The following is an 18586-nucleotide window of genomic DNA, read 5'->3' on the forward strand; positions in this document are numbered from 1 at the left end:
GCCTGACCACCGCCTGGCCTGACCACCGCCTGGCCTGACCACCGCCTGGCCTGACCACCGCCTGGCCTGACCACCGCCTCACCGCCCCACCACCGCCTCACCGCCCCACCACCGCCCCGCCGTCCTACCACCGCACCACCCACCGCCGCCCCTGCACCCGCCCGTGCTTTCCGGCCCGCACCGGCGTGCCGCCGCTCGCCCTGCCCCGGTGCAAGGGCGCAGTGGATCTGTAAGGGTGGGTTAAGGGTTGCTCGTGATCTGTTTAGCGATGCTGAGTGGATCCTGACTTGCGGGGTCGTGGCCGGAACCGGCTGCAGGCATGGCAGGCTTGGGGCATGGCCGCTCAGATTTATCCCAGCATCCTGTCCGCCGACTTCGCCCGTCTCGCCGAGGAGGCGAAGGCCGTCGAGGGGGCCGACTGGCTGCACGTCGACGTCATGGACAACCACTTCGTCCCGAACCTCACCCTCGGTATCCCGGTCGTGGAGTCCTTGAGCCGTGCCACGGACATCCCGCTGGACCTGCACCTGATGATCGAGAACCCGGACCGCTGGGCTCCGCAGTACGTGGAGGCGGGTGCGGGCTCGGTCACCTTCCACGCCGAGGCCGCGGCGGCGCCCGTGCGCCTCGCGCGGGAGATCCGGGCGAAGGGGGCGCGGGCCTCCATGGCGCTCAAGCCCGCCACGCCGATCGAGCAGTACGAGGACATCCTCCCCGAGCTCGACATGCTGCTGATCATGACGGTCGAGCCGGGCTTCGGCGGCCAGCCCTTTCTCGACATCATGCTCCCCAAGATCCGCCGCACTCGGGAGCTGATCGCCAAGCACGGTCTGGAGCTGTGGCTCCAGGTCGACGGCGGGGTGTCGGCCTCGACCATCGAGCGCTGCGCCGAGGCCGGCGCGGACGTCTTCGTGGCGGGCAGCGCGGTCTACGGGGCGGTCGATCCGGCGGCCGCCGTCCGCACGCTGCGTGACCAGGCGGGTGCGGCGATCGCGGCGGCGCCGTGGGCTTGTGACCACTGAGCCGAGCATTGATGAACAGCTCGGTGAACGGGAGCTGTCCAGGCTGATCAACGGCCGTCGGATCTGACAGGATGAACGACGAGTCGAGAGTGTGAACACGAGAGTGTGAACAGCAGTGAGGAGAACGCGGTGTCTGCAATGTCGGCGGGACGGTCAGCCCTGCGGATGGGACCCGCGGAGCTGGTGCAGGCGGCGGCCATGGCGCGCCGCTTCTACCTGGAGGGCAAGTCCAAGATCCAGATCGCCGAGGAGTTCGGCGTGAGCCGCTTCAAGGTGGCCAGGGTGCTGGAAACCGCCCTCGAACGCGACCTCGTGCGCATCGAGATCCGGGTGCCGGCCGAGCTCGACGCCGAGCGGTCGGACGCGCTCCGGGCCCGGTACGGGCTCCGGCACGCCGTCGTGGTGGAGTCGCCCGCCGACACCACCGAGGACGCCCCGGACCCGGAGAACCTGGGCGCGGTCGCCGCCGACCTGCTGGGCGAACTGGTCAGCGAGGGAGACGTACTGGGTCTCGCGTGGGGCCGGTCGACCATCCACATGGCCGCCTCCCTGCACCGCCTCCCGCAGTGCACCGTGGTCCAGCTGACCGGCGTGTACGACGCGGGGACGGCGGAGCGCGGTTCGGTCGAGGCCGTACGCAGGGCCGCACAGGTGTCGGGCGGCGACGCGCACCCGATTTACGCGCCCATGCTGCTCCCCGACCCGGCGACGGCAGCCGCGCTGCGCAGCCAGACGGGGATCGCCCGCGCCTTCGACTACTTCGACAAGGTGACGGTCGCGGCCGTCTCCATCGGTTCGTGGGAGCCGGGCATCTCGACCGTCCACGACATGCTGACGGACGAGGAGCGGGCGCACTACGCCTCGCTGGGTGTCGCGGCCGAGATGTCCGCCCACCTCTTCGACGCCGAGGGCCGGCGCGTCGGCCGGGACCTCGGCGAGCGGTGCATCACCGTCGAGGCGGACCGGCTTCGGCGGATCCCCGAGGTCGTGGCGATCGCGGGCGGGCTGCGCAAGGCCTCGGCGATCGGCGCGGTGCTGCGGTCGGGGCTGGTGACCAGCCTGGTCACGGACACGGCGGTCGCCGACTACCTGCTGACCGAGTCGGCTCCAGGGCTGCGGCCGGCGCTGGACCGGGCCGACCCCGACGACCTGTAGGACCCGGCGCGGGGCCGCTGCGCCGCGTACGGAGGAGCGCGGGCCCGGCCGGGCCCGTGGTGCGTCGGGTCGTTCCTGGGTGCCCGCGGAGGGGGACCGGAGCGGGATGGAGCGGGTTCGGCGCGGACGTACACCTGCTCCGGGGTGCCGCTGATGCGGATGTTGCCCGGATCGAGATCCGAAGGGCCGCCGCGCGGCGGCCCGCGGGGCGCATACTGAATGCAATGACAAAATCAGCAGTTCCTCGCCGCCATTTGCCGTCCAGCCCGTTCAAAGCCCCCGTGGAACAGCCCATCCGGCAGTTCAGCGTCGGCGATCGGGTCACTCACGACGAGCACGGCCTCGGCCGTGTCGTCGGAATCGAGGAGGGGATCGCCGTTCTCGTCGACTTCGGTTCGGTCCAGAAGCGCATCCTGAGTCCCTACAGCAAGATGGCCGCGCTCTGACGCGACCGAGCGATTCGCGGGCGAATCGGATATTTGGCACCATCGGCGCATGATCTTCCGGAACATGCCCCGATGGTTGTCGTGTTCACTGGGGGCCGTGTTCCTCTGTGTCGCGCTCGTCGCGACGGCGGGCTGTGGTGCGCAGAGACCCGGCCCCGCCGTCGCCAGCGGCAGCGCCGAGCTCAGTGCGGCTCCCAGCGCCGCACCCGACGCGGTTCCGGGCTGGGCGCAGGGGATGGCCGTCGTGCGCGCCGAAGCGCTGCCGCGGCAGGCGCAGGACGTCCTCGCGCTCATCGACAAGGGCGGCCCGTACCCGTACCGGCAGGACGGCACCGTCTTCGGGAACTTCGAGAAGGCCTTGCCGCGCCACAAGCGCGGCTACTACCACGAGTTCACGGTGCGCACGCCGGGGGAGCGGGACCGCGGGGCCCGGCGGATCGTGACGGGTGAGGGCGGGGAGTTCTACTACACGGACGACCACTACCAGACCTTCAAGGCGGTTCTCCGATGACCCTGCATCCGCAGCCGCTCGCCCCGGCCCTCGCAGCCGCCGAGGCCGCGGGCTGGACGACCGTACGGCTGGACCTGGACGGCGTACGGGGCAAGGCCGAGCTGATGAGGCGGTGCGGGGAGGCCATGCGGCTGCCGGAGTGGTTCGGCGGGAACTGGGACGCGCTGGCCGATGTCCTGCAGGACCTGTCCTGGTTCCCGGAGGCGGCGGGGCGGCTGGTCGCCGTCACGTCGTGGCGTGGGTACGCGGGGGCGCGGCCTGCGGAGTGGGAGACGTTGGTGGAGGTCCTGGAGGAGGCCGTGGACTTCTGGCGGGAGCAGGATTCCGGGCTCACCGTGGTGCTGGCGGAGCCGGAGCCCGAGCCCAGGCGCGGGCCCGCTGCCGGGGTTCCGCCCCGGGCCCCGCGCCTCAGGCGCCGGCGGGGCTGAAGGGTGCGGCGGGGGTGAGGAAGCGGGGCCGGGGCGGAGGGAACCGGGTGGCCCGGAGCCACCCGGTTCCGGGTTCTCAGTCCGTCTTCGGGATCCAGGGTGGCGTCTGGCCCCAGGACCAGACCGGGATCTTGGCCGCGTCGACCGGCGGCGGGTTGGGACCCGAGTAGATCAGGGCCATGCGGGTGCCCCACTCGATGTAGTAGGCGAACACCCCGCGGAACTCCGGGTCCGTCGGGAGGCCGACCTCGTCGGCCGTGTCCATCAGCAGGTCCACCCAGCGGCGGCGCTGCTTCTCGGTGATCGCCCGGCCCAGGTGCTTGGTGGCCATGTGCTGGTGGCCGCCGTGGTGGGCGGTGTAGTCCGCCGGGCCGCCGAAGACCTCCGACAGCCAGACCGCGACGTGCTGGGGGTGCTCCGAGTCCATGCCCGCGAAGACCGGGGCCAGGATCTCGTCCTGGAGGGCGTGGGCGTAGAAGGCGTCGGTGAGGCGGTTCATCGCCTCCGCCCCGCCCATCCACTCGTAGATGGTGGGTGTGGTGCTCATCGCTGTCCGGCGCCCTTTCCCGTGCCCACGACGCCCGTCACGAGGTAGTGCTGCATCTCCTCGATGGCCGTCACGTACGGGCGGATCGCGCTGAAGAAGGCCGGGAAGTGCTCCCCCTTGCGGAAGCCGCCCAGGTGCGCCTCGATCGAGGTCCAGCGGATCCGGAGGATGTAGCGCTCCTTCTCCTCCTCGCACCGGGCGAGTTCGTAGTCGATGCACTCGGGCGAGGCGGCCAGGGACTCGGCCGCCCGGGCGTACGCGTCCTCGAAGGCCTCCTGGTCGTCCAATGCGATCCGGTAGCGGATGTATTCGACGGTGGTCGTCATGGTGCGTACCTCTCCCTGGGTGTAGGTCTCGGTCAGCCTTACGCGATCACGCGACGCCATGGGGCGGATTCGTCATTCGGACCCGGACTTCATGGAGTCGGTCGTGCCGGAGACGTCGGGACCCTGGGCGCGGACCCGGCCCACCTGGTCCAGGGATTCGCGCAGCTCCGTCAGCCAGCTGTCGGTGTTGCGCCCGACGAGGCGTACGCACCAGGCCAGTGCGTCGGCGCGGCTGCGGGCGACGCCGCCGGCGACCAGGGTGTCGAGGACCTGGCGCTCGGACTGGCGCAGCCGGGTCATGACGGGGACGGCGAGGTGGGTGAAGAGGGTCGTCTCGTCACCCACCCTCACGCCCCAGGCGACCTTGCGACGGTAGAGCTCCTCGGCCTCGCGGGCCACCTCGATGCGCTGTTCGCGGGTGCGTTCGCGGAACGCCCGTACCGACTCGTTCGCCGGGGCGGTGCCGACGACCGTGATCTCCTCGCGGTCGACGGTGACCGAGTCGAGGGACTCGTACACGTCGACCGGCAGGCGCTCGGCGAACCACGCGCGGAGCTGTTCGCTCTGTTCGGCTGTAATCATGTAATCAACGTTGCATCCGCCCCGGCCTTGATCACAAGGACCGGGGCGTTCGCTCTCAGCCCATCGAGCGGTAGCGGTGGATCAGTGAGACGGCCATGGCCCCTTCGCCCACGCCCGACGCGACCCGTTTGACCGAGTGGGCGCGGACGTCGCCCGCCGCGAAGACGCCGGGCACGCTCGTCTCCAGGGGGTAGGGCGCGCGCTCCAGGCTCCACTCGGCCGGGAGCTCGCCGCCGTTCGTGATCAGGTCCGAACCGGTGAGGACGAAGCCGTACTCGTCCCGCTCGACGACGCCCGCGAGCCAGTCGGTGTGCGGGCGGGCCCCGATGAAGGTGAACATGAAGCGCGCCGGGATCTCGGTGTCGTGGCCCGTCTCCGCGTCGTGGAGGGTCAACCGTTCGAGGTGCTCCTCGCCGTCCAGCCGGACCACCGTGGTGCGGACCTTGACCTCGATGTTCGGGGTGCGTTCGATCTCGTCGATCAGGTAGCGGGACATGCTCGCGTCCAGGGAGGACGCGCGCACCAGGATCGTCACGCGGGCGGCGTACTTGGCGAAGTGCACGGCGGCCTGCCCCGCCGAGTTCGCCCCGCCGACGATGAACACGTGCTGGGAGATGCAGGCCGAGCTCTCGGTGGTCGCCGCCCCGTAGTAGAGGCCGGCCCCCTCGAAGCGGTCGGCGCCCGGCGCGTCGAGCCGGTTGTAGGAGACGCCGGTCGCGAGCAGGACCGTCTCGGCGGAGATCTCCGTGCCGTCGGCGAGGGTGAGGATCTTCGCCGGGTCGTCCCGGGTCAGCGAGACCACCTCCACCGGGTGCAGGATCTCGGCGCCGAACCGGGAGGCCTGGATGGTCGCCCGGCGGGTCAGGTCGCCGCCCGAGAGGCCCGAGGGGAAGCCGAGGTAGTTCTCGATCAGGCTGGAGGTGCCGGCCTGGCCGCCCGGGGCGCGGGAGTCCAGCATCAGCGTGGACAGGCCCTCGGAGGCCGAGTAGACGCCGGCCGCCAGGCCCGCGGGGCCCGCGCCGACGATGACGCACTCGTAGTGCGGGCGGGAGGCGGTGGTGGCCAGGCCCAGGCGCTGGGCGAGCTGGGTGTCGGTCGGTGCCGAGAGCACCGACCCGTCGGGGAAGCGGACCAGGGGCAGGGCGCCGTCGGGCTGGGCGGCGATCAGGGTCAGCGCCTCGGGGTCCCGTTCGACGTTGAGGAAGCGGAACGGCTGCCCGTTGCGGGTGAAGAAGTCCCGTACGGCGTGGGTGCCGGGGGAGACCAGGTGGCCGGCGACGATGATCCCGTCGTAGGCGGGCCGGTAGGTCGCCAGCCAGTCCGAGAGCAGGTCGTCCAGGACGGGGAAGAGCCGTTCGTGCGGCGGGTCCCACGGTTTGAGCAGGTAGTAGTCCAGCCGGACCCGGTTGATCGCGGTGATCGCCGCGTCGGTCTCGGCGTACGCGGTCAGGAGCACCCGGCGGGCGTCCGGGAAGCGGCTGACCGCCTCCAGCAGGAACTCGACGCCGGTCACGTCCGGCATGCGCTGGTCCACGAGGAACAGGGCCGGGTCGTGGCCCCGCTCGTCGAGGGAGTCGAGGATCTTCAGGGCGTCGGCGGCCGAGGAGGCGCCGAGGACCCGGTAGCGGTCGCCGTAGGCGCTGCGCAGGTCCCGGCGGACGGCGCGCAGCACCTGCGGGTCGTCGTCGACGGCCAGGATCACCGGCTTGCGGCTCTCCGCACGCTCGGCGGCGGCCGGGGACGCGGCGGGGGCCGCGGGCGCGGGGGAGCTCTCCCGGGCCGTGCTCATGCGGGGTCCAGCATCAGCTTGTCGGTGTAGCACCACGCCCAGTCCTCGCCCGGCTCGTGGGAGGCCGCGATCGGGTGCTCGGTGGTCCGGTAGTGCCGGGTGGCGTGACGGTTCTTCGACGAGTCGCAGCACCCGACGTGTCCGCAGGTCAGGCACAGCCTCAGGTGCACCCAGGTGTCGCCGGCGAGGAGGCACTCCTCACAGCCCGCCGCGGTGGGCTCCACCGGGCGTATCTGATCGATGTGTGTGCACAGCAGGTCCATCGTCATCGTCGCCGTCCCTCTCCTCGTGCTCATGCTCGTCACAGCAACACGGCTCGCGCGCCCGCGATTCACGGCGCGTCCAGACCTTAGGACGGGCCCCGCGAAATGGTTCACCGATTCGGCCGAAGTCAGGTAGTCCTGGAGGTACTTCATGACGTTCTCGAACGACTTCCTGAAGTGCCGCCGTCGCCTGTACCGCTACCTCACGAAGTCGCATGCCAGCGCTTTGACGAAGGCCCGGGGCCCGGCCAGTGTGGGGAACGCCAACGACAACAGGCGGCGCTGGAGGAATACGTGAGCAGAAAGATTCTGGTCATTGTCTCCGAACACGGTTACTGGGCCGAAGAACTGATAGGACCCGTCTCGAAGTTCGACGAGCGGGGCTACGAGGTCATATTCGCCACGCCGACCGGGAAGCGTGCACACGCTCTTCCGCCGAGCCTCGACGCGAAGTACATCGACCCGCCCCTCGGACGCTCGGTGACCACCGAGGAGAACGCCAGGCTGGGGCGGGAGTTCGAACAGTCGAGCCGGCTGGACTCACCGCTCGACATCGAGGCGTGGGTGCCCGAGCGCCCGTACACGAGCGACGCGGCCTACCTGCCCAAGCTGGAGCAGTACCACCGCGACCTCGACAAACTCGACGCCGACATCGCCGGGTACGACGCGGTCCTCATCGTCGGCGGCAGCGGCCCCATCGCCGACCTCGCCAACAACGAGCGCGTGCACGCCCTGATCCTGGCCTTCCGGAAGGCCGGCAAGGTCGTGGCCGCCGAGTGCTACGGGGTCGCCTGCCTGGCCTTCGCCCGGGACTGGGACGACCGCAGGAGCATCATCTGGGGCAAGCACGTGACCGGCCACTGCAAGGAGTACGACTACAAGGACGGCACCGGATTCCTCGGTACCGACTTCAACATGGGGCCGCCGCCGTATCCGCTGGAGTACATCCTGCGTGACGCGACGGGGCCGCGCGGCGCGTACCACGGGAACTTCGGCAAACCCGTCTCGGTGATCGTCGACTTCCCCTTCGTCACCGGACGTTCCACCCCCGACTCCTATCTGACGGGACAGAAGATCGTAGAGGTCCTGGAGGACGGGCTCACCCGATACGGCTGGTAGTCCCGGAACGCGCCGGGAAATCGAATGGTCGAGGGGGAATTCATGGATGCCACTCCCGGACGGGAAAGGCTGATCGAGCAGTTCAAGGCCGACGGCCTGAAGGTGATGTTCGGAAATCCGGGGACGGTGGAACAGGGATTCCTCGACGCGGTGGACGCCGCGGAGGACTTCCGGTACGTCCTCGCCCTCCAGGAGACCGTGGCCGCCGGCATCGCCGACGGGTACGCCCGGGCGACCGGCGGCGCGGCCCTCCTCCAGCTCCACTCCGGGGTGGGTCTCGGAAACGGCATCGGGATGCTCTACCAGTCGCTGCGCGGCCACACCCCGCTCGTCGTCGTCGCCGGCGACGCCGGGGTGCGCTACGACGCCATGGACGCCCAGATGGCGTCCGACCTGGTCGCGATGGCCAGGCCCGTCACCAAGTACGCGACGCGCGTCACCGATCCCCGGTCCGTGCTGCGCACCGTCCGGCGGGCTGTGAAGATCGCGCTCACCCCGCCCCGCGGGCCCGTGTTCGTCGCGCTGCCGATGGACGTGCTGGACGAGCTCAACTCCGAGCCCGTGCTGCCGGCCACCGTCCCGCTCACGGACGTGGCGCCCTCGCCGGCGTCGGTGGGCCGGGCGGCCGGACTGCTCGCCTCCGCCGAGCGGCCGGTCGTGCTGGTCGGGGACGGGGTGGCGCTCTCCGGGGCGCAGCGCGAGCTCGTCGCCGTCGCCGAGCTGCTGGGCGCCGACGTGTACGAGGTCGACTCCTCCGAGGTGAACATCGCGGCCTCGCACCCGCTGCGGCGCGGCCAGACGGGCCACATGTTCGGCCCGCACAGCAAGGAGCTCATCGGTGACGCCGACGGGGTGCTGATCGTGGGCACCTACGTCTTCCCGGAGGTGTTCCCCGAGCTGGCGAGCCCCTTCCGGGCGGGAGCGAAGGTCGTCCACATCGACCTCAACGCCTATGAGATCGCCAAGAACCACCCGGTGGACCTGGGCCTCGCCGCCGACCCCCGGCAGGCGCTGCACGCGCTGGCCGGGGTGCTGGAGCGGCAGCTGACCCCGCAGCGCCGGGCCGCCGCGGCCGCCCGGCTCGACATACGGACCCGGGAGCGGGCCCGGGCCGCGGGCGCGGCCGCGGAGGACGACGGCACGCCGATGGCCGTCTTCCTGCGGACCCTGGCCGAGCGCACCGGCAGGGACCTGATCGTCTTCGACGAGGCGCTGACCACCTCGCCGCTGGTCACCCGGTACCTGCCGGCGGAGCGCCCCGGCGACTACCACCTCACCCGGGGCGGATCGCTCGGCGTGGGCTTCCCCGGGGCGGTCGGCGCGAAGCTGGCCCGCCCGGACCGGCTCGTCGTGGGCTTCGCGGGCGACGGCGGGTCCATGTACACCTACCAGGCGCTGTGGACCGCTGCCCGGCACGGCATCGACGCGAAGTTCGTCGTGTGCAACAACCGCAAGTACCGGCTGCTGGACGACAACATCGCCCAGTACTGGCGGGAGCGGGACATCCCCGAGCACGGCTTCCCGGGCTCCTTCGACCTCTCGCACCCCGAGATCGACTTCGCCGGACTGGCCCGCTCGCTCGGCGCCGGCGGGATGCGGGTGGAGAAGCCGGACGAGGCGGTCGCCGCGGTGGGCCGGATGCTGTCCCACCCCGGGCCGTTCCTCGTCGACGTCCAGATCTGACCGCACGCCAACGCAACAGGCGCAACAGGCGCAACAGACGGAAGAGGAGGAGACCGCATGCCCGCCGAGCGGCAGCTGACCGAGGACGCGATCCGCACTTTCGCCGAGAACTGGTACGTGGCGCTGGACCGGCACGTGGGCCTGGCCGACGTGCTCGCCCTGATCACCGAGGACCTGGAGTTCAAGGTCCCCGAGGACACCTTCCTCGGACACGAGGGCTTCGGCCGCTGGTACGAGGCCGTCACCCACCGCTTCTTCGACGAGGTGCACACGGTCACGAAGGTGGAGCCCGTCATCGAGGGCGACCGGGCGGTCGTCCGGGTCCTCGTCAACTGGCAGGCCAAGATCTGGGACCCGCCGGCCGCCCGCAGCCAGTGGCTCGGCTTCGATGCCGACCAGACCTGGACGGTCGTCGCCGGCCCCGACGGACCCCTGATCCAGCAGTACACCGTCAACGACCTCGCCCCGATGCCCGGTTCCGGCTCCCTGTGACCGAGACCGTGACCGCGACCGCGGTGAAGGAGGAGCGACGATGACCGAAGTGACGCGGGAGCGGGTCCGGGAGGCCTACGCGGCCCTCGGCTCCGGCGACCGGGCACGGATCCTGGAGTACTACTCCGAGGACCTGCGCTGGCTGGTGCCGGGCAACCACCCCCTGGCCGGCTGGTACGAGAGCCTGGACGCCTTCCTGGAGCTGATGGGGCAGACCCACAAGCTCACGGGCGGCACCTTCCGGATGGACCTGGAGGCGGTGCTGGTCGGCGAGGACTGCTCGGCGGACGTGTGCCGCAACGTCGCCCTGCGGGCCGGCGCGGCCGACGCGAGCGGGTCCCCGTACGAGCGGATGGACTACCCGGTCTTCCACTTCATGCGGTGGCGGGACGGCCGGATCGTCGAGGGCCGCGACGGGCTCTTCGGGGACTCGGCGACCGCCTTCAGCCAGTTCTGGGCGCCGTTCGCGCCGGACGGAACCCGCAGGGACCGATAGAGGGGGATGAGCGCGATGGACGCACGACAGATCCTGCAGAAGTACTACGAGTACGCCAACGCCGGGGACTGGGACCGCTGGTGCGACCTGTTCGCCGAGGACCAGGTCATGGACGAGCAGCTCGCCGGCCACATCGAGGGCCTGGAGGTGCTCCGCTCGATGATGAAGGGCATGGGGACCATGTACCGGGTCTTCCGCAACGAGCCCGTGCACTTCCTCGTCGACGGGGAGAAGGCCGCGGCCGTCTCCCACCTGACCGCGGTCAGCGCCTCCGGCGAGCCCATCGAGGCCGAGGTCATGAACTTCTTCCGGATCGTGGACGGAAAGATCGCCTACATGGCGAACCACCACGACACGGTCCCCTTCCAGGTGCTGAGCCAGGACTGAGGGGGCTGAGGTGAGCGTGGAAGAGTACGACTACATCGTCGTGGGCTCGGGCACCGCGGGCAGCGTGCTGGCGAGCCGGCTCTCGGAGGACCCGGACGTCTCCGTCCTCGTCCTGGAGGCGGGCGGCTCGCGGATCCCGCCCGAGGTGGACGACCCGTCCTCCTGGTACAAGCTCCTCGGCGGTCCCGTGGACTGGGGCTACACCAGCACACCGCAGCCCGGCCTCGACGGCCGCCGTACCTACGAGCCGCGCGGCAAGGCCCCCGGCGGCAGCAGCAACCTCTACATCATGATGCACATCCGCGGCCACGCCTCGGACTTCGACAACTGGGCCTACCAGGGGGCGGCCGGCTGGGCGCACGAGGACGTGCTCCCGTACTTCGCCCTGCTGGAGGGCCAGGAGGACGTCACCGCAGCCACCACCGGCACCCGCGGTCCGCAGCGGGTCACCAACGCCGGGCTGCACGGCCCCAACCCGGTCTCCCGCGCCTTCATCGACGCGGCCGTCGAACTGGGCCACGAGGAGATCGCCGACTTCAACACCGACGGGCCCCGGCGCGGCCTGTTCGGCACCGGCTGGCACCACATCGACGTGGCCGACGGCCGCCGCCAGGGAGCCCTGGCCGCCTATCTGGAGCCGGCGCTCGACCGGCCGAACCTGACCCTGCGCACCAACGCGCAGAGCACCCGGCTGCTCGTCGACGGGGACACCTGCACGGGCGTCGAGTACGTCCAGCTCCAGCCCCCCGCAGAGTTCCCCGGCCGGACCGTCCGGGACGGCCACAGCCGTGCCGCCGCGCCCGGGCCGCACACCGTACGGGCCCGGCGCGAGGTGCTCGTGGCAGCCGGGGCGATCGAGTCGCCGAAGCTGCTGCTGCTCTCCGGCATCGGCCGGCCCGAGCAGCTGCGCGAGCACGGCATCGAAGTCACCGCGGCCCTGCCCGGGGTCGGGGAGAACTTCCACAACCACGTCCTGACCGGGCTGATGGCCGAGGTCACCCAGGAACTCCCGCCGCCCGCGCAGAACCTCTCCGAGAGCGCTCTGTTCCTGTCCTCGCAGCCGGGGCTGCCCGCCCCCGACCTGCAGATCGCCTTCGTCCACGTGCCCTTCGACGTGATCGTCGGCAAGGACCACCCGAACACCGTCTCCATCCTGCCCGGCGTCGTACGCCCGGTCTCGCGCGGCTGGATCAGGCTGGCGAGCGCCGATCCGCTGGCCCACCCGCTGATCAACCCGAACTACCTGGGCGACCGGTGGGACCTGGAACGCATGGTGCAGGGCGTCAAAATCGCCCGGGAGATCTTCGCGACCTCGGCGTTCTCGCCCTGGTACAAGCAGGAGCTGCAGCCCGGCCCGGGATACGTGAGCGACGACGACCTGCGGACCTTCGTGAAGCAGAAGTCGGAGAGCTACCACCACCAGGCCGGCTCCTGCCGCATGGGCGTCGACGACCTCTCCGTCGTCGACCCGGAGCTGCGGGTGCACGGCGTGCGCAACCTGCGCGTGGTCGACGCGAGCGTGATGCCCGCGGTCCCGTCGGGCAACTGCCACACCGCCATCGCGATGATCGCCGAGCGCGCGGCGGACTTCCTGAGGGGGACCTCCCGTGTCTGATGCCGTCCTGCGCGAGGGCGCCCTGTCCGGGACCCGGATCGCGGTCCTGGTCGAGAGCGACTACTACGAGCCGGAGATCTTCTACTACCGGCACCGGTTCGCCGAGGAGGGCGCCGAGGTCGACTTCCTGACCCGGCTGTGGGGCAACGGCTCCCTCACCTTCACCGGGCACGAGTACCGGGCCCCCCTCACCGTGAACCGGTCCCTGGAGGGGCTGGGCGACGAGGAGCTGCGCCGGTACGCCGCGATCATCGTGCCCTCGGGCATGGTGGCCGACCGGCTGCGCTACACCGAGGACGTGGACGTCCTCGCCCCGGCCACCGAGCTGCTGCGCCGGGCCTTCGAGGAGCCGACGGTCCTCAAGGGGATCATCTGCCACGGCATGTGGCTGGCGTCCTCGATCCCCGGGAAGATCCGCGGCCGCAAGGTGGTCTGCCACAACAACCTGATCGGCGACGTCCGCAACATGGGCGGGGAGTACGTCGACGAGGACGTGGTCGTCGACGGCGACCTGGTCACCGGCCGCACCGGCGCGCACCACCACCTGTTCGCCCGCCGGATCATCGAGCTGATCGCGGCCGGGCGGGGCCGGGGGGCCGGCTGATGGCCGCCGGGCTGCGGTGGTCGCACGTGGGCCTGAACTGCGTGGACCAGAAGACCACCGAGGAGTTCTACACCCGGTACTTCGGCTTCTCCCGGGCCCGGGTGGTCGACCTCGGGGAGACGCAGATCGTGTTCCTGCGCAAGGGGGACGCGTACCTGGAGCTCTTCGCCGCCGGTGGGACCGAACCGGCCCGCCCCGCGGACGACGACGGGCCGCAGGTCCCGGGCCGGATGCGCCACCTGGCGTTCCAGACCGACAGCGTGGACGCGTTCCTGGCCGAGCTGGGCGACGCGGCGGAAGTGACCCTGGGGCCGCTGGACTTCGACGACTTCATCTGCGGCTGGCGGACCGTGTGGATCCGCGACCCCGACGGGGTGATCGTCGAAGTGAGCCAGGGATACGAGGACGACAGCACTCACGACAAGGACGGTGCATGACATGGCGGACGCCGTGAGCTTCTCCTTCTCCGACACCATCGCGGGCTACGTCGTCCGCTTCGACTCCGGTACGCGCCTGCTGCGGCTGAGGACCTCCGACGACCGCGAGTTCGACGTCTCGCTGGCCGGTGACCCCAGCGCCGAGCTGGTCCGCAACCTGGACGAGCCCTACATCGACGCGTCCGGGCACATCGACGAGATGCTCTCGCCGGGCCGGTACCTCTTCGTCCACGGCGTCCACTACCCGGAGCACGGCGGCCGTTTCGACGCCAAGCGCCTGGTGTTCCTGGGCCGCGGCGCCGAGGACTACCGCTTCGAGGAGGGCAGCTGGTGGATCAAGCAGATCGAGTCGCTGGCCGACTTCTACAAGCGGGCGCAGTTCGGCGACGGGCCGGTGGACTTCACCGAGTACCGCACCGAGATCCGGCTCGGCGGTGACAAGACCGCCAGCCACGTCCAGGAGACCGACACGATCTCCCGCCTGGTCTACGGCATGGCCTCGGCCTACCTGCTGACCGGCAAGGACGAGTACCTGGAGGTCGCCGAGCGCGGCACGGAGTACCTGCGCAAGCACATGCGGGTCGTGGACGGCGAGGAGGACGTGGTCTTCTGGTACCACGGCATCAGCGTCGACGGGGACAGCGAGCGCAAGCTGTTCACCTCGGAGTTCTCCGACGACTACGACGCGATCCCGATGTACGAGCAGATCTACGCGCTGGCCGGCCCCGTCCAGACCTACCGGGTCACCGGCGACGTCCGGATCAAGAACGACGCGGACGCCACCATCCGGCTGTTCGACAAGTTCTTCTTCGACCCGGAGCAGGGCGGGTACTACTCCCACATCGACCCGATCCTGTTCAGCGCGGACCACGAGTCCCTCGGCGAGAACGCCGAGCGCAAGAACTGGAACTCGGTCGGCGACCACGCCCCCGCCTACCTGATCAACCTGTACCTGGCGACGGGCGAGCAGAAGTACGCCGACTTCCTCGAGTACACCTTCGACACGATCGCGGACAAGTTCCCGGACTACAAGAACAGCCCCTTCGTCCAGGAGCGCTTCATGCGCGACTGGTCGCACGACAAGGCCCACAGCTGGCAGCAGGACCGCGCGGTCGTCGGCCACAACCTGAAGATCGCCTGGAACCTGATGCGGATGAACTCGCTGAAGGCCAAGCCGGCGTACGAGGAGCTCGCCAGGAAGATCGGCGAGATCATGCCGGCCGTCGGCAGCGACGTGCAGCGCGGCGGCTGGTACGACGTCGTGGAGCGCGTGAAGCAGGGCGACCAGGAGACGTATCGTTTCGCCTGGCACGACCGCAAGGCCTGGTGGCAGCAGGAGCAGGCGATCCTCGCCTACCTCATCCTGAACGGCACGGTCGGCGGCGACGCGAACCTGCGCGAGGCCCGGCAGGCGCAGGCCTTCTACAACACCTTCTTCCTCGACCACGACGAGGGCGCCGTCTACTTCAACGTCCTCGCCGGCGGGACGCCGTACCTGCTCGGCACCGAGCGGCTCAAGGGCAGCCACTCGATGTCCATGTACCACTCGGCGGAGCTCTGCTACCTCGCCGCCGTCTACAACAACCTGCTCATCAACGGCCGGGAGATGGACTTCCACTTCCAGCCCGACCCGACCGGCCTGCCCGACCGGATCCTGCGCGTCTCGCCCGACCTGCTGCCCGCCGGCGCGGTGCGGATCGCGTCCGTGGAAATCGACGAGAAGCCGTACACCGACTTCGACGCGGAGGCGCTCACCGTGCGCCTGCCCGACGTCCAGAGCCGCGTCAGGGTCAAGGTCCGGCTGCGGCCGACGGCCAAGAAGTAGCGCTCAACGGGGGGCGCCCCAACCAGAGGGGAAGGCAATGACTCTCAACGTCAAGGAACGCCGGAACAAGACGGGCACCGTGCTCGTCGCCACCGGCGAGATCAACAGCGAGACGTCCGGCACGCTGCTCCAGGCCCTGCTGCCGCTGGTCCGCGAGGGCAAGCCGCTGCGGATCGACCTCACGGCGGTGACCTACGTCTCCAGCGCCGGCCTGCGCACCCTGCTCGTCGTCTACCGCGAGGCCCAGCACGCCGGCGTGGCCGTCACCCTGTACGGGGTGAGCGAGGAAGTCCGGTTCGTCATGTCGGCCACCGGCTTCCTCGACTTCTTCGAGACCGGCGAGGCCGCGGCGGCCGCCGCCAGGGCCAAGGTCGCGCGATGAGCGAGACCCGGTCCGAGCAGGTCCTGCGCGTCGACGCGTACCCGACCCACGAGGTGGGCGGGTACCGGGTCCGCGCGGGCAAACCGTTCCCCTTCGGGGCCAACGTGGTCCCCGGCGGAGTCAGCTTCTCCGTCTTCTCCGACCAGGCGACCTCCATGACCCTGGTCATCTACAAGCGCGGAGAGCCCGAGCCGATGGCCGAACTGGAGTTCCCCGAGGAATTCCGCACCGGCAGCGTGTTCGCCATGACGGTCTTCGGCCTCGACCACGAGAACATCGAGTACGGGTACCGGGCCGACGGCCCCTACGACCCGGTCACCGGCCACCGCTTCGACGCCCGCCAGGTCCTCTCCGACCCCTACGCGCGGCTGATCTCCGGCCGTGACGTGTGGGGCGTGGAGCCGGACTACAGCCGCGGCTACCAGTACCGCTCCCGCGTCTGCCTCCAGGACTTCGACTGGGGCGACGACACCCCGCTGGGCATCCCCGCCGAGGACCTCGTCGTCTACGAGGCCCACGTGCGCGGCTTCACCCGGCACCCCAACTCGGGCGTCACCGCGCCCGGCACGTTCGCCGGGCTGCGCGAGAAGATCCCGTACCTGAAGGAACTCGGGGTCAACTGCATCGAACTGCTGCCCGTGTTCGAGTTCGACGAGAGCGACAACCCGCGCTCCAACCCGGAGACGGGCGAGAAGCTCTTCGACTACTGGGGCTACAACACCGTCTCCTTCTTCGCGCCCAAGGCCGGCTACGCGGCCACCGGACGCTACGGCATGCAGGGCGACGAGTTCCGCACCCTGATCAAGGACCTGCACGCGGCCGGCATAGAGGTCATCCTCGACGTCGTCTTCAACCACACCGCCGAGGGCAACGAGCAGGGGCCGACGATCTCCTTCAAGGGGCTCGACAACGCCACCTACTACATGCTCACGCCCGAGGGGTACTACTTCAACTTCAGCGGCACCGGCAACACGGTCAACTGCAACCACCCCGTCGTGCGCAACTTCGTCCTCGACTGCCTGCGCCACTGGGTCGCCGACTACCACATCGACGGGTTCCGCTTCGACCTCGCCGCCATCCTCGGCCGCTCCCTGGACGGCACCCCGCTGCCCAACCCGCCGCTCCTGGAACTGCTCGCCTACGACCCGGTCCTGCGGCACACCAAGCTCATCGCCGAGGCCTGGGACGCCGGCGGCCTCTACGAGGTCGGCAACTTCCCGGCGTACGGCCGCTGGGCGGAGTGGAACGGCAAGTACCGCGACACCGTGCGCCGCTTCCTCAAGGGCGACCCCGGAGTCACCGGCGAACTGGCCACGCGCATCGCCGGCTCGCCCGACCTCTACTCCAGCCGCGGCACCGCCGCCTCGGTCAACTTCCTGACCGCGCACGACGGCTTCTCCCTCGCCGACCTGGTCTCCTACAACGACAAGCACAACGAGGCCAACGGCGAGGGCAACAACGACGGCGCCAACGACAACAACAGCTGGAACTGCGGCGCCGAGGGTCCCACCGACGACCCGGAGATCAACGCCCTGCGCACCCGGCAGATGAAGAACGCCCTCGCCATCCTCCTCACCAGCCAGGGCATCCCGATGCTGCTCTCCGGCGACGAGGTCGGCAGGACCCAGCAGGGCAACAACAACACCTACTGCCAGGACAACGAACTGTCCTGGTTCGACTGGGACCAGGTCGACGACAACGCCGAACTGCTCCGCTTCACCCGCGAGATGATCGCCTTCCGGAGGCGCCACCGCGAGCTGCGCTCCACCTCCCACCCCACCGGACGGGTCCGCGAGCACCTCGGCCTGCCCGACATCAGCTGGCACGGGGAACGGGCCTGGCAGCCCGACTGGTCGGCCGACAGCCGGCTGGTGGCGGTCGCCCGCTGCGGCGCCGGTGACGACGACGTGGTGTACGTGGCCATGAACGCGCACTGGGAGTCGCACGACCTGGAACTGCCGGCCCTGCCCGGCGGACGCAGCTGGCACCTGTTCGCCGACACCGGGGCCGAGGCACCGTACGACATCCACACCCCGGGGGCCGAGCCGGAACTGGACAACGCCGGCAAGTACCTGATCGGCCCGCGGTCGGTGGTGATCCTGGTGGGCCGCACGAACGACCCCGACGCATCCGACACGCCCTGACTGAAGGAGACCTGACATGCCGCTTTCCGTGTCCCTGAGCATCGAGGGCGACACCACCGTGATCGAACTGTCGGGCGAGCTGGACGCCAAGACCGCGCCGGACTTCCACCGGACCATCGAGAAGGCCGCCGGACACGGCACCACCACCGTCGAGATCAGGATGGCCGGCGTCGGCTACATGGCCAGCGCCGGACTGCGCTCCCTGGTCTTCGCCCAGCAGAAGGTCGCGGACGACGTCACCATCAAGGTGGTCGGTGCCATCGAGCCCGTCTCCCGGACCATCCGGACGGCCGGCCTCGACCGCAGCATCGTCCTCTCCGATGAGTGACGACC

The 18586-nt window shown here is 70.3% G+C and carries 22 protein-coding genes; 17 read left to right on the forward strand and 5 right to left on the reverse strand.

Annotated features, from left to right (window positions below; translation table 11 throughout):
* Nucleotides 1-335: 335 nt before the first annotated feature.
* The 5 genes from rpe to IH80_RS0129235 all read left to right on the forward strand — a co-directional run bounded on the left by rpe (nt 336) and on the right by IH80_RS0129235 (nt 3562).
* Nucleotides 336-1022 (forward strand): ribulose-phosphate 3-epimerase, encoded by a 687-nt coding sequence (gene rpe / locus IH80_RS0129215; RefSeq protein ID WP_030964474.1) that lies wholly within the window; start codon nt 336-338, stop codon nt 1020-1022.
* A 105-nt stretch (nt 1023-1127) separates the two neighbouring features.
* A complete protein-coding gene (locus tag IH80_RS0129220) occupies nt 1128-2177 on the forward strand; it encodes a sugar-binding transcriptional regulator (protein WP_183067549.1) in 1050 nt (349 codons plus the stop codon).
* 224 nt (nt 2178-2401) lie between these two features.
* Entirely contained in the window at nt 2402-2623 is a 222-nt protein-coding gene (locus tag IH80_RS0129225; protein ID WP_030841491.1) for a CarD family transcriptional regulator, read from the forward strand.
* A 49-nt stretch (nt 2624-2672) separates the two neighbouring features.
* Entirely contained in the window at nt 2673-3134 is a 462-nt protein-coding gene (locus IH80_RS0129230) for a ribonuclease domain-containing protein (protein WP_030964477.1), read from the forward strand.
* The gene (locus IH80_RS0129235; protein ID WP_078906798.1) at nt 3131-3562 is read left to right on the forward strand and encodes a barstar family protein; all 432 of its coding nucleotides are present in this window, start codon (nt 3131-3133) and stop codon (nt 3560-3562) included. The genes IH80_RS0129230 and IH80_RS0129235 overlap by 4 nt, the downstream gene beginning before the upstream one ends.
* Before the next feature lie 76 nt (nt 3563-3638).
* Here IH80_RS0129235 and IH80_RS47220 read toward each other — a convergent pair whose 3' ends face one another.
* From IH80_RS47220 to IH80_RS0129260, 5 genes are all read right to left on the reverse strand, one after another.
* Nucleotides 3639-4109, reverse strand: a complete 471-nt coding sequence (locus IH80_RS47220; RefSeq protein WP_030964480.1) for a group II truncated hemoglobin — start codon at nt 4107-4109, stop codon at nt 3639-3641.
* The gene (locus IH80_RS47225; protein WP_030964481.1) at nt 4106-4435 is read right to left on the reverse strand and encodes a putative quinol monooxygenase; all 330 of its coding nucleotides are present in this window, start codon (nt 4433-4435) and stop codon (nt 4106-4108) included. The genes IH80_RS47220 and IH80_RS47225 overlap by 4 nt, the downstream gene beginning before the upstream one ends.
* Nucleotides 4436-4507: 72 nt before the next feature.
* Nucleotides 4508-5017, reverse strand: a complete 510-nt coding sequence (locus IH80_RS0129250; RefSeq protein WP_030964483.1) for a hypothetical protein — start codon at nt 5015-5017, stop codon at nt 4508-4510.
* Nucleotides 5018-5072: 55 nt separating this feature from the next.
* Nucleotides 5073-6806, reverse strand: coding sequence for an FAD-dependent oxidoreductase (locus IH80_RS0129255; protein ID WP_030964484.1), 1734 nt, complete (start codon nt 6804-6806; stop codon nt 5073-5075).
* Nucleotides 6803-7102, reverse strand: a complete 300-nt coding sequence (locus IH80_RS0129260; RefSeq protein ID WP_386392252.1) for a UBP-type zinc finger domain-containing protein — start codon at nt 7100-7102, stop codon at nt 6803-6805. The genes IH80_RS0129255 and IH80_RS0129260 overlap by 4 nt, the downstream gene beginning before the upstream one ends.
* Before the next feature lie 261 nt (nt 7103-7363).
* Between IH80_RS0129260 and IH80_RS0129265 the strand changes: the two genes are divergently transcribed.
* The 12 genes from IH80_RS0129265 to IH80_RS0129320 are packed head-to-tail and all read left to right on the forward strand — an operon-like array spanning nt 7364 to nt 18581.
* Nucleotides 7364-8188, forward strand: a complete 825-nt coding sequence (locus IH80_RS0129265) for a type 1 glutamine amidotransferase domain-containing protein (protein ID WP_030964488.1) — start codon at nt 7364-7366, stop codon at nt 8186-8188.
* 42 nt (nt 8189-8230) lie between these two features.
* Complete coding sequence (locus IH80_RS0129270) at nt 8231-9871, forward strand: thiamine pyrophosphate-binding protein (RefSeq protein ID WP_030964490.1); 1641 nt, start codon at nt 8231-8233, stop codon at nt 9869-9871.
* A gap of 57 nt (nt 9872-9928) precedes the next feature.
* Nucleotides 9929-10363 (forward strand): nuclear transport factor 2 family protein, encoded by a 435-nt coding sequence (locus tag IH80_RS0129275; RefSeq protein WP_030964492.1) that lies wholly within the window; start codon nt 9929-9931, stop codon nt 10361-10363.
* A gap of 40 nt (nt 10364-10403) precedes the next feature.
* The gene (locus IH80_RS0129280) at nt 10404-10859 is read left to right on the forward strand and encodes a nuclear transport factor 2 family protein (RefSeq protein ID WP_030964493.1); all 456 of its coding nucleotides are present in this window, start codon (nt 10404-10406) and stop codon (nt 10857-10859) included.
* A 15-nt stretch (nt 10860-10874) separates the two neighbouring features.
* Nucleotides 10875-11246, forward strand: a complete 372-nt coding sequence (locus IH80_RS0129285; protein ID WP_030964494.1) for a nuclear transport factor 2 family protein — start codon at nt 10875-10877, stop codon at nt 11244-11246.
* Nucleotides 11247-11256: 10 nt separating this feature from the next.
* The gene (locus IH80_RS0129290) at nt 11257-12861 is read left to right on the forward strand and encodes a GMC family oxidoreductase (RefSeq protein ID WP_030964496.1); all 1605 of its coding nucleotides are present in this window, start codon (nt 11257-11259) and stop codon (nt 12859-12861) included.
* Nucleotides 12854-13465 (forward strand): DJ-1/PfpI family protein, encoded by a 612-nt coding sequence (locus IH80_RS0129295; RefSeq protein WP_030964497.1) that lies wholly within the window; start codon nt 12854-12856, stop codon nt 13463-13465. Before IH80_RS0129290 ends, IH80_RS0129295 begins: the two co-directional genes overlap by 8 nt.
* Nucleotides 13465-13902, forward strand: coding sequence for a VOC family protein (locus IH80_RS0129300; RefSeq protein WP_030964498.1), 438 nt, complete (start codon nt 13465-13467; stop codon nt 13900-13902). Before IH80_RS0129295 ends, IH80_RS0129300 begins: the two co-directional genes overlap by 1 nt.
* Nucleotide 13903: 1 nt before the next feature.
* Nucleotides 13904-15727, forward strand: a complete 1824-nt coding sequence (locus IH80_RS0129305; protein WP_030964499.1) for an AGE family epimerase/isomerase — start codon at nt 13904-13906, stop codon at nt 15725-15727.
* A 37-nt stretch (nt 15728-15764) separates the two neighbouring features.
* Nucleotides 15765-16109, forward strand: coding sequence for an STAS domain-containing protein (locus IH80_RS0129310; protein ID WP_030964501.1), 345 nt, complete (start codon nt 15765-15767; stop codon nt 16107-16109).
* Nucleotides 16106-18253: a glycogen debranching protein GlgX gene (gene glgX / locus IH80_RS0129315; protein WP_030964502.1), complete on the forward strand. Its 2148-nt coding sequence runs from the start codon at nt 16106-16108 to the stop codon at nt 18251-18253. Before IH80_RS0129310 ends, glgX begins: the two co-directional genes overlap by 4 nt.
* A gap of 16 nt (nt 18254-18269) precedes the next feature.
* On the forward strand, nt 18270-18581 hold the full coding sequence (locus IH80_RS0129320) for an STAS domain-containing protein (RefSeq protein ID WP_030964503.1): 312 nt from the start codon (nt 18270-18272) through the stop codon (nt 18579-18581).
* The last annotated feature ends 5 nt before the right edge of the window (nt 18582-18586 follow it).

This window comes from Streptomyces sp. NRRL S-378 (assembly GCF_000720645.1).
Classification (GTDB): Bacteria; Actinomycetota; Actinomycetes; order Streptomycetales; family Streptomycetaceae; genus Streptomyces.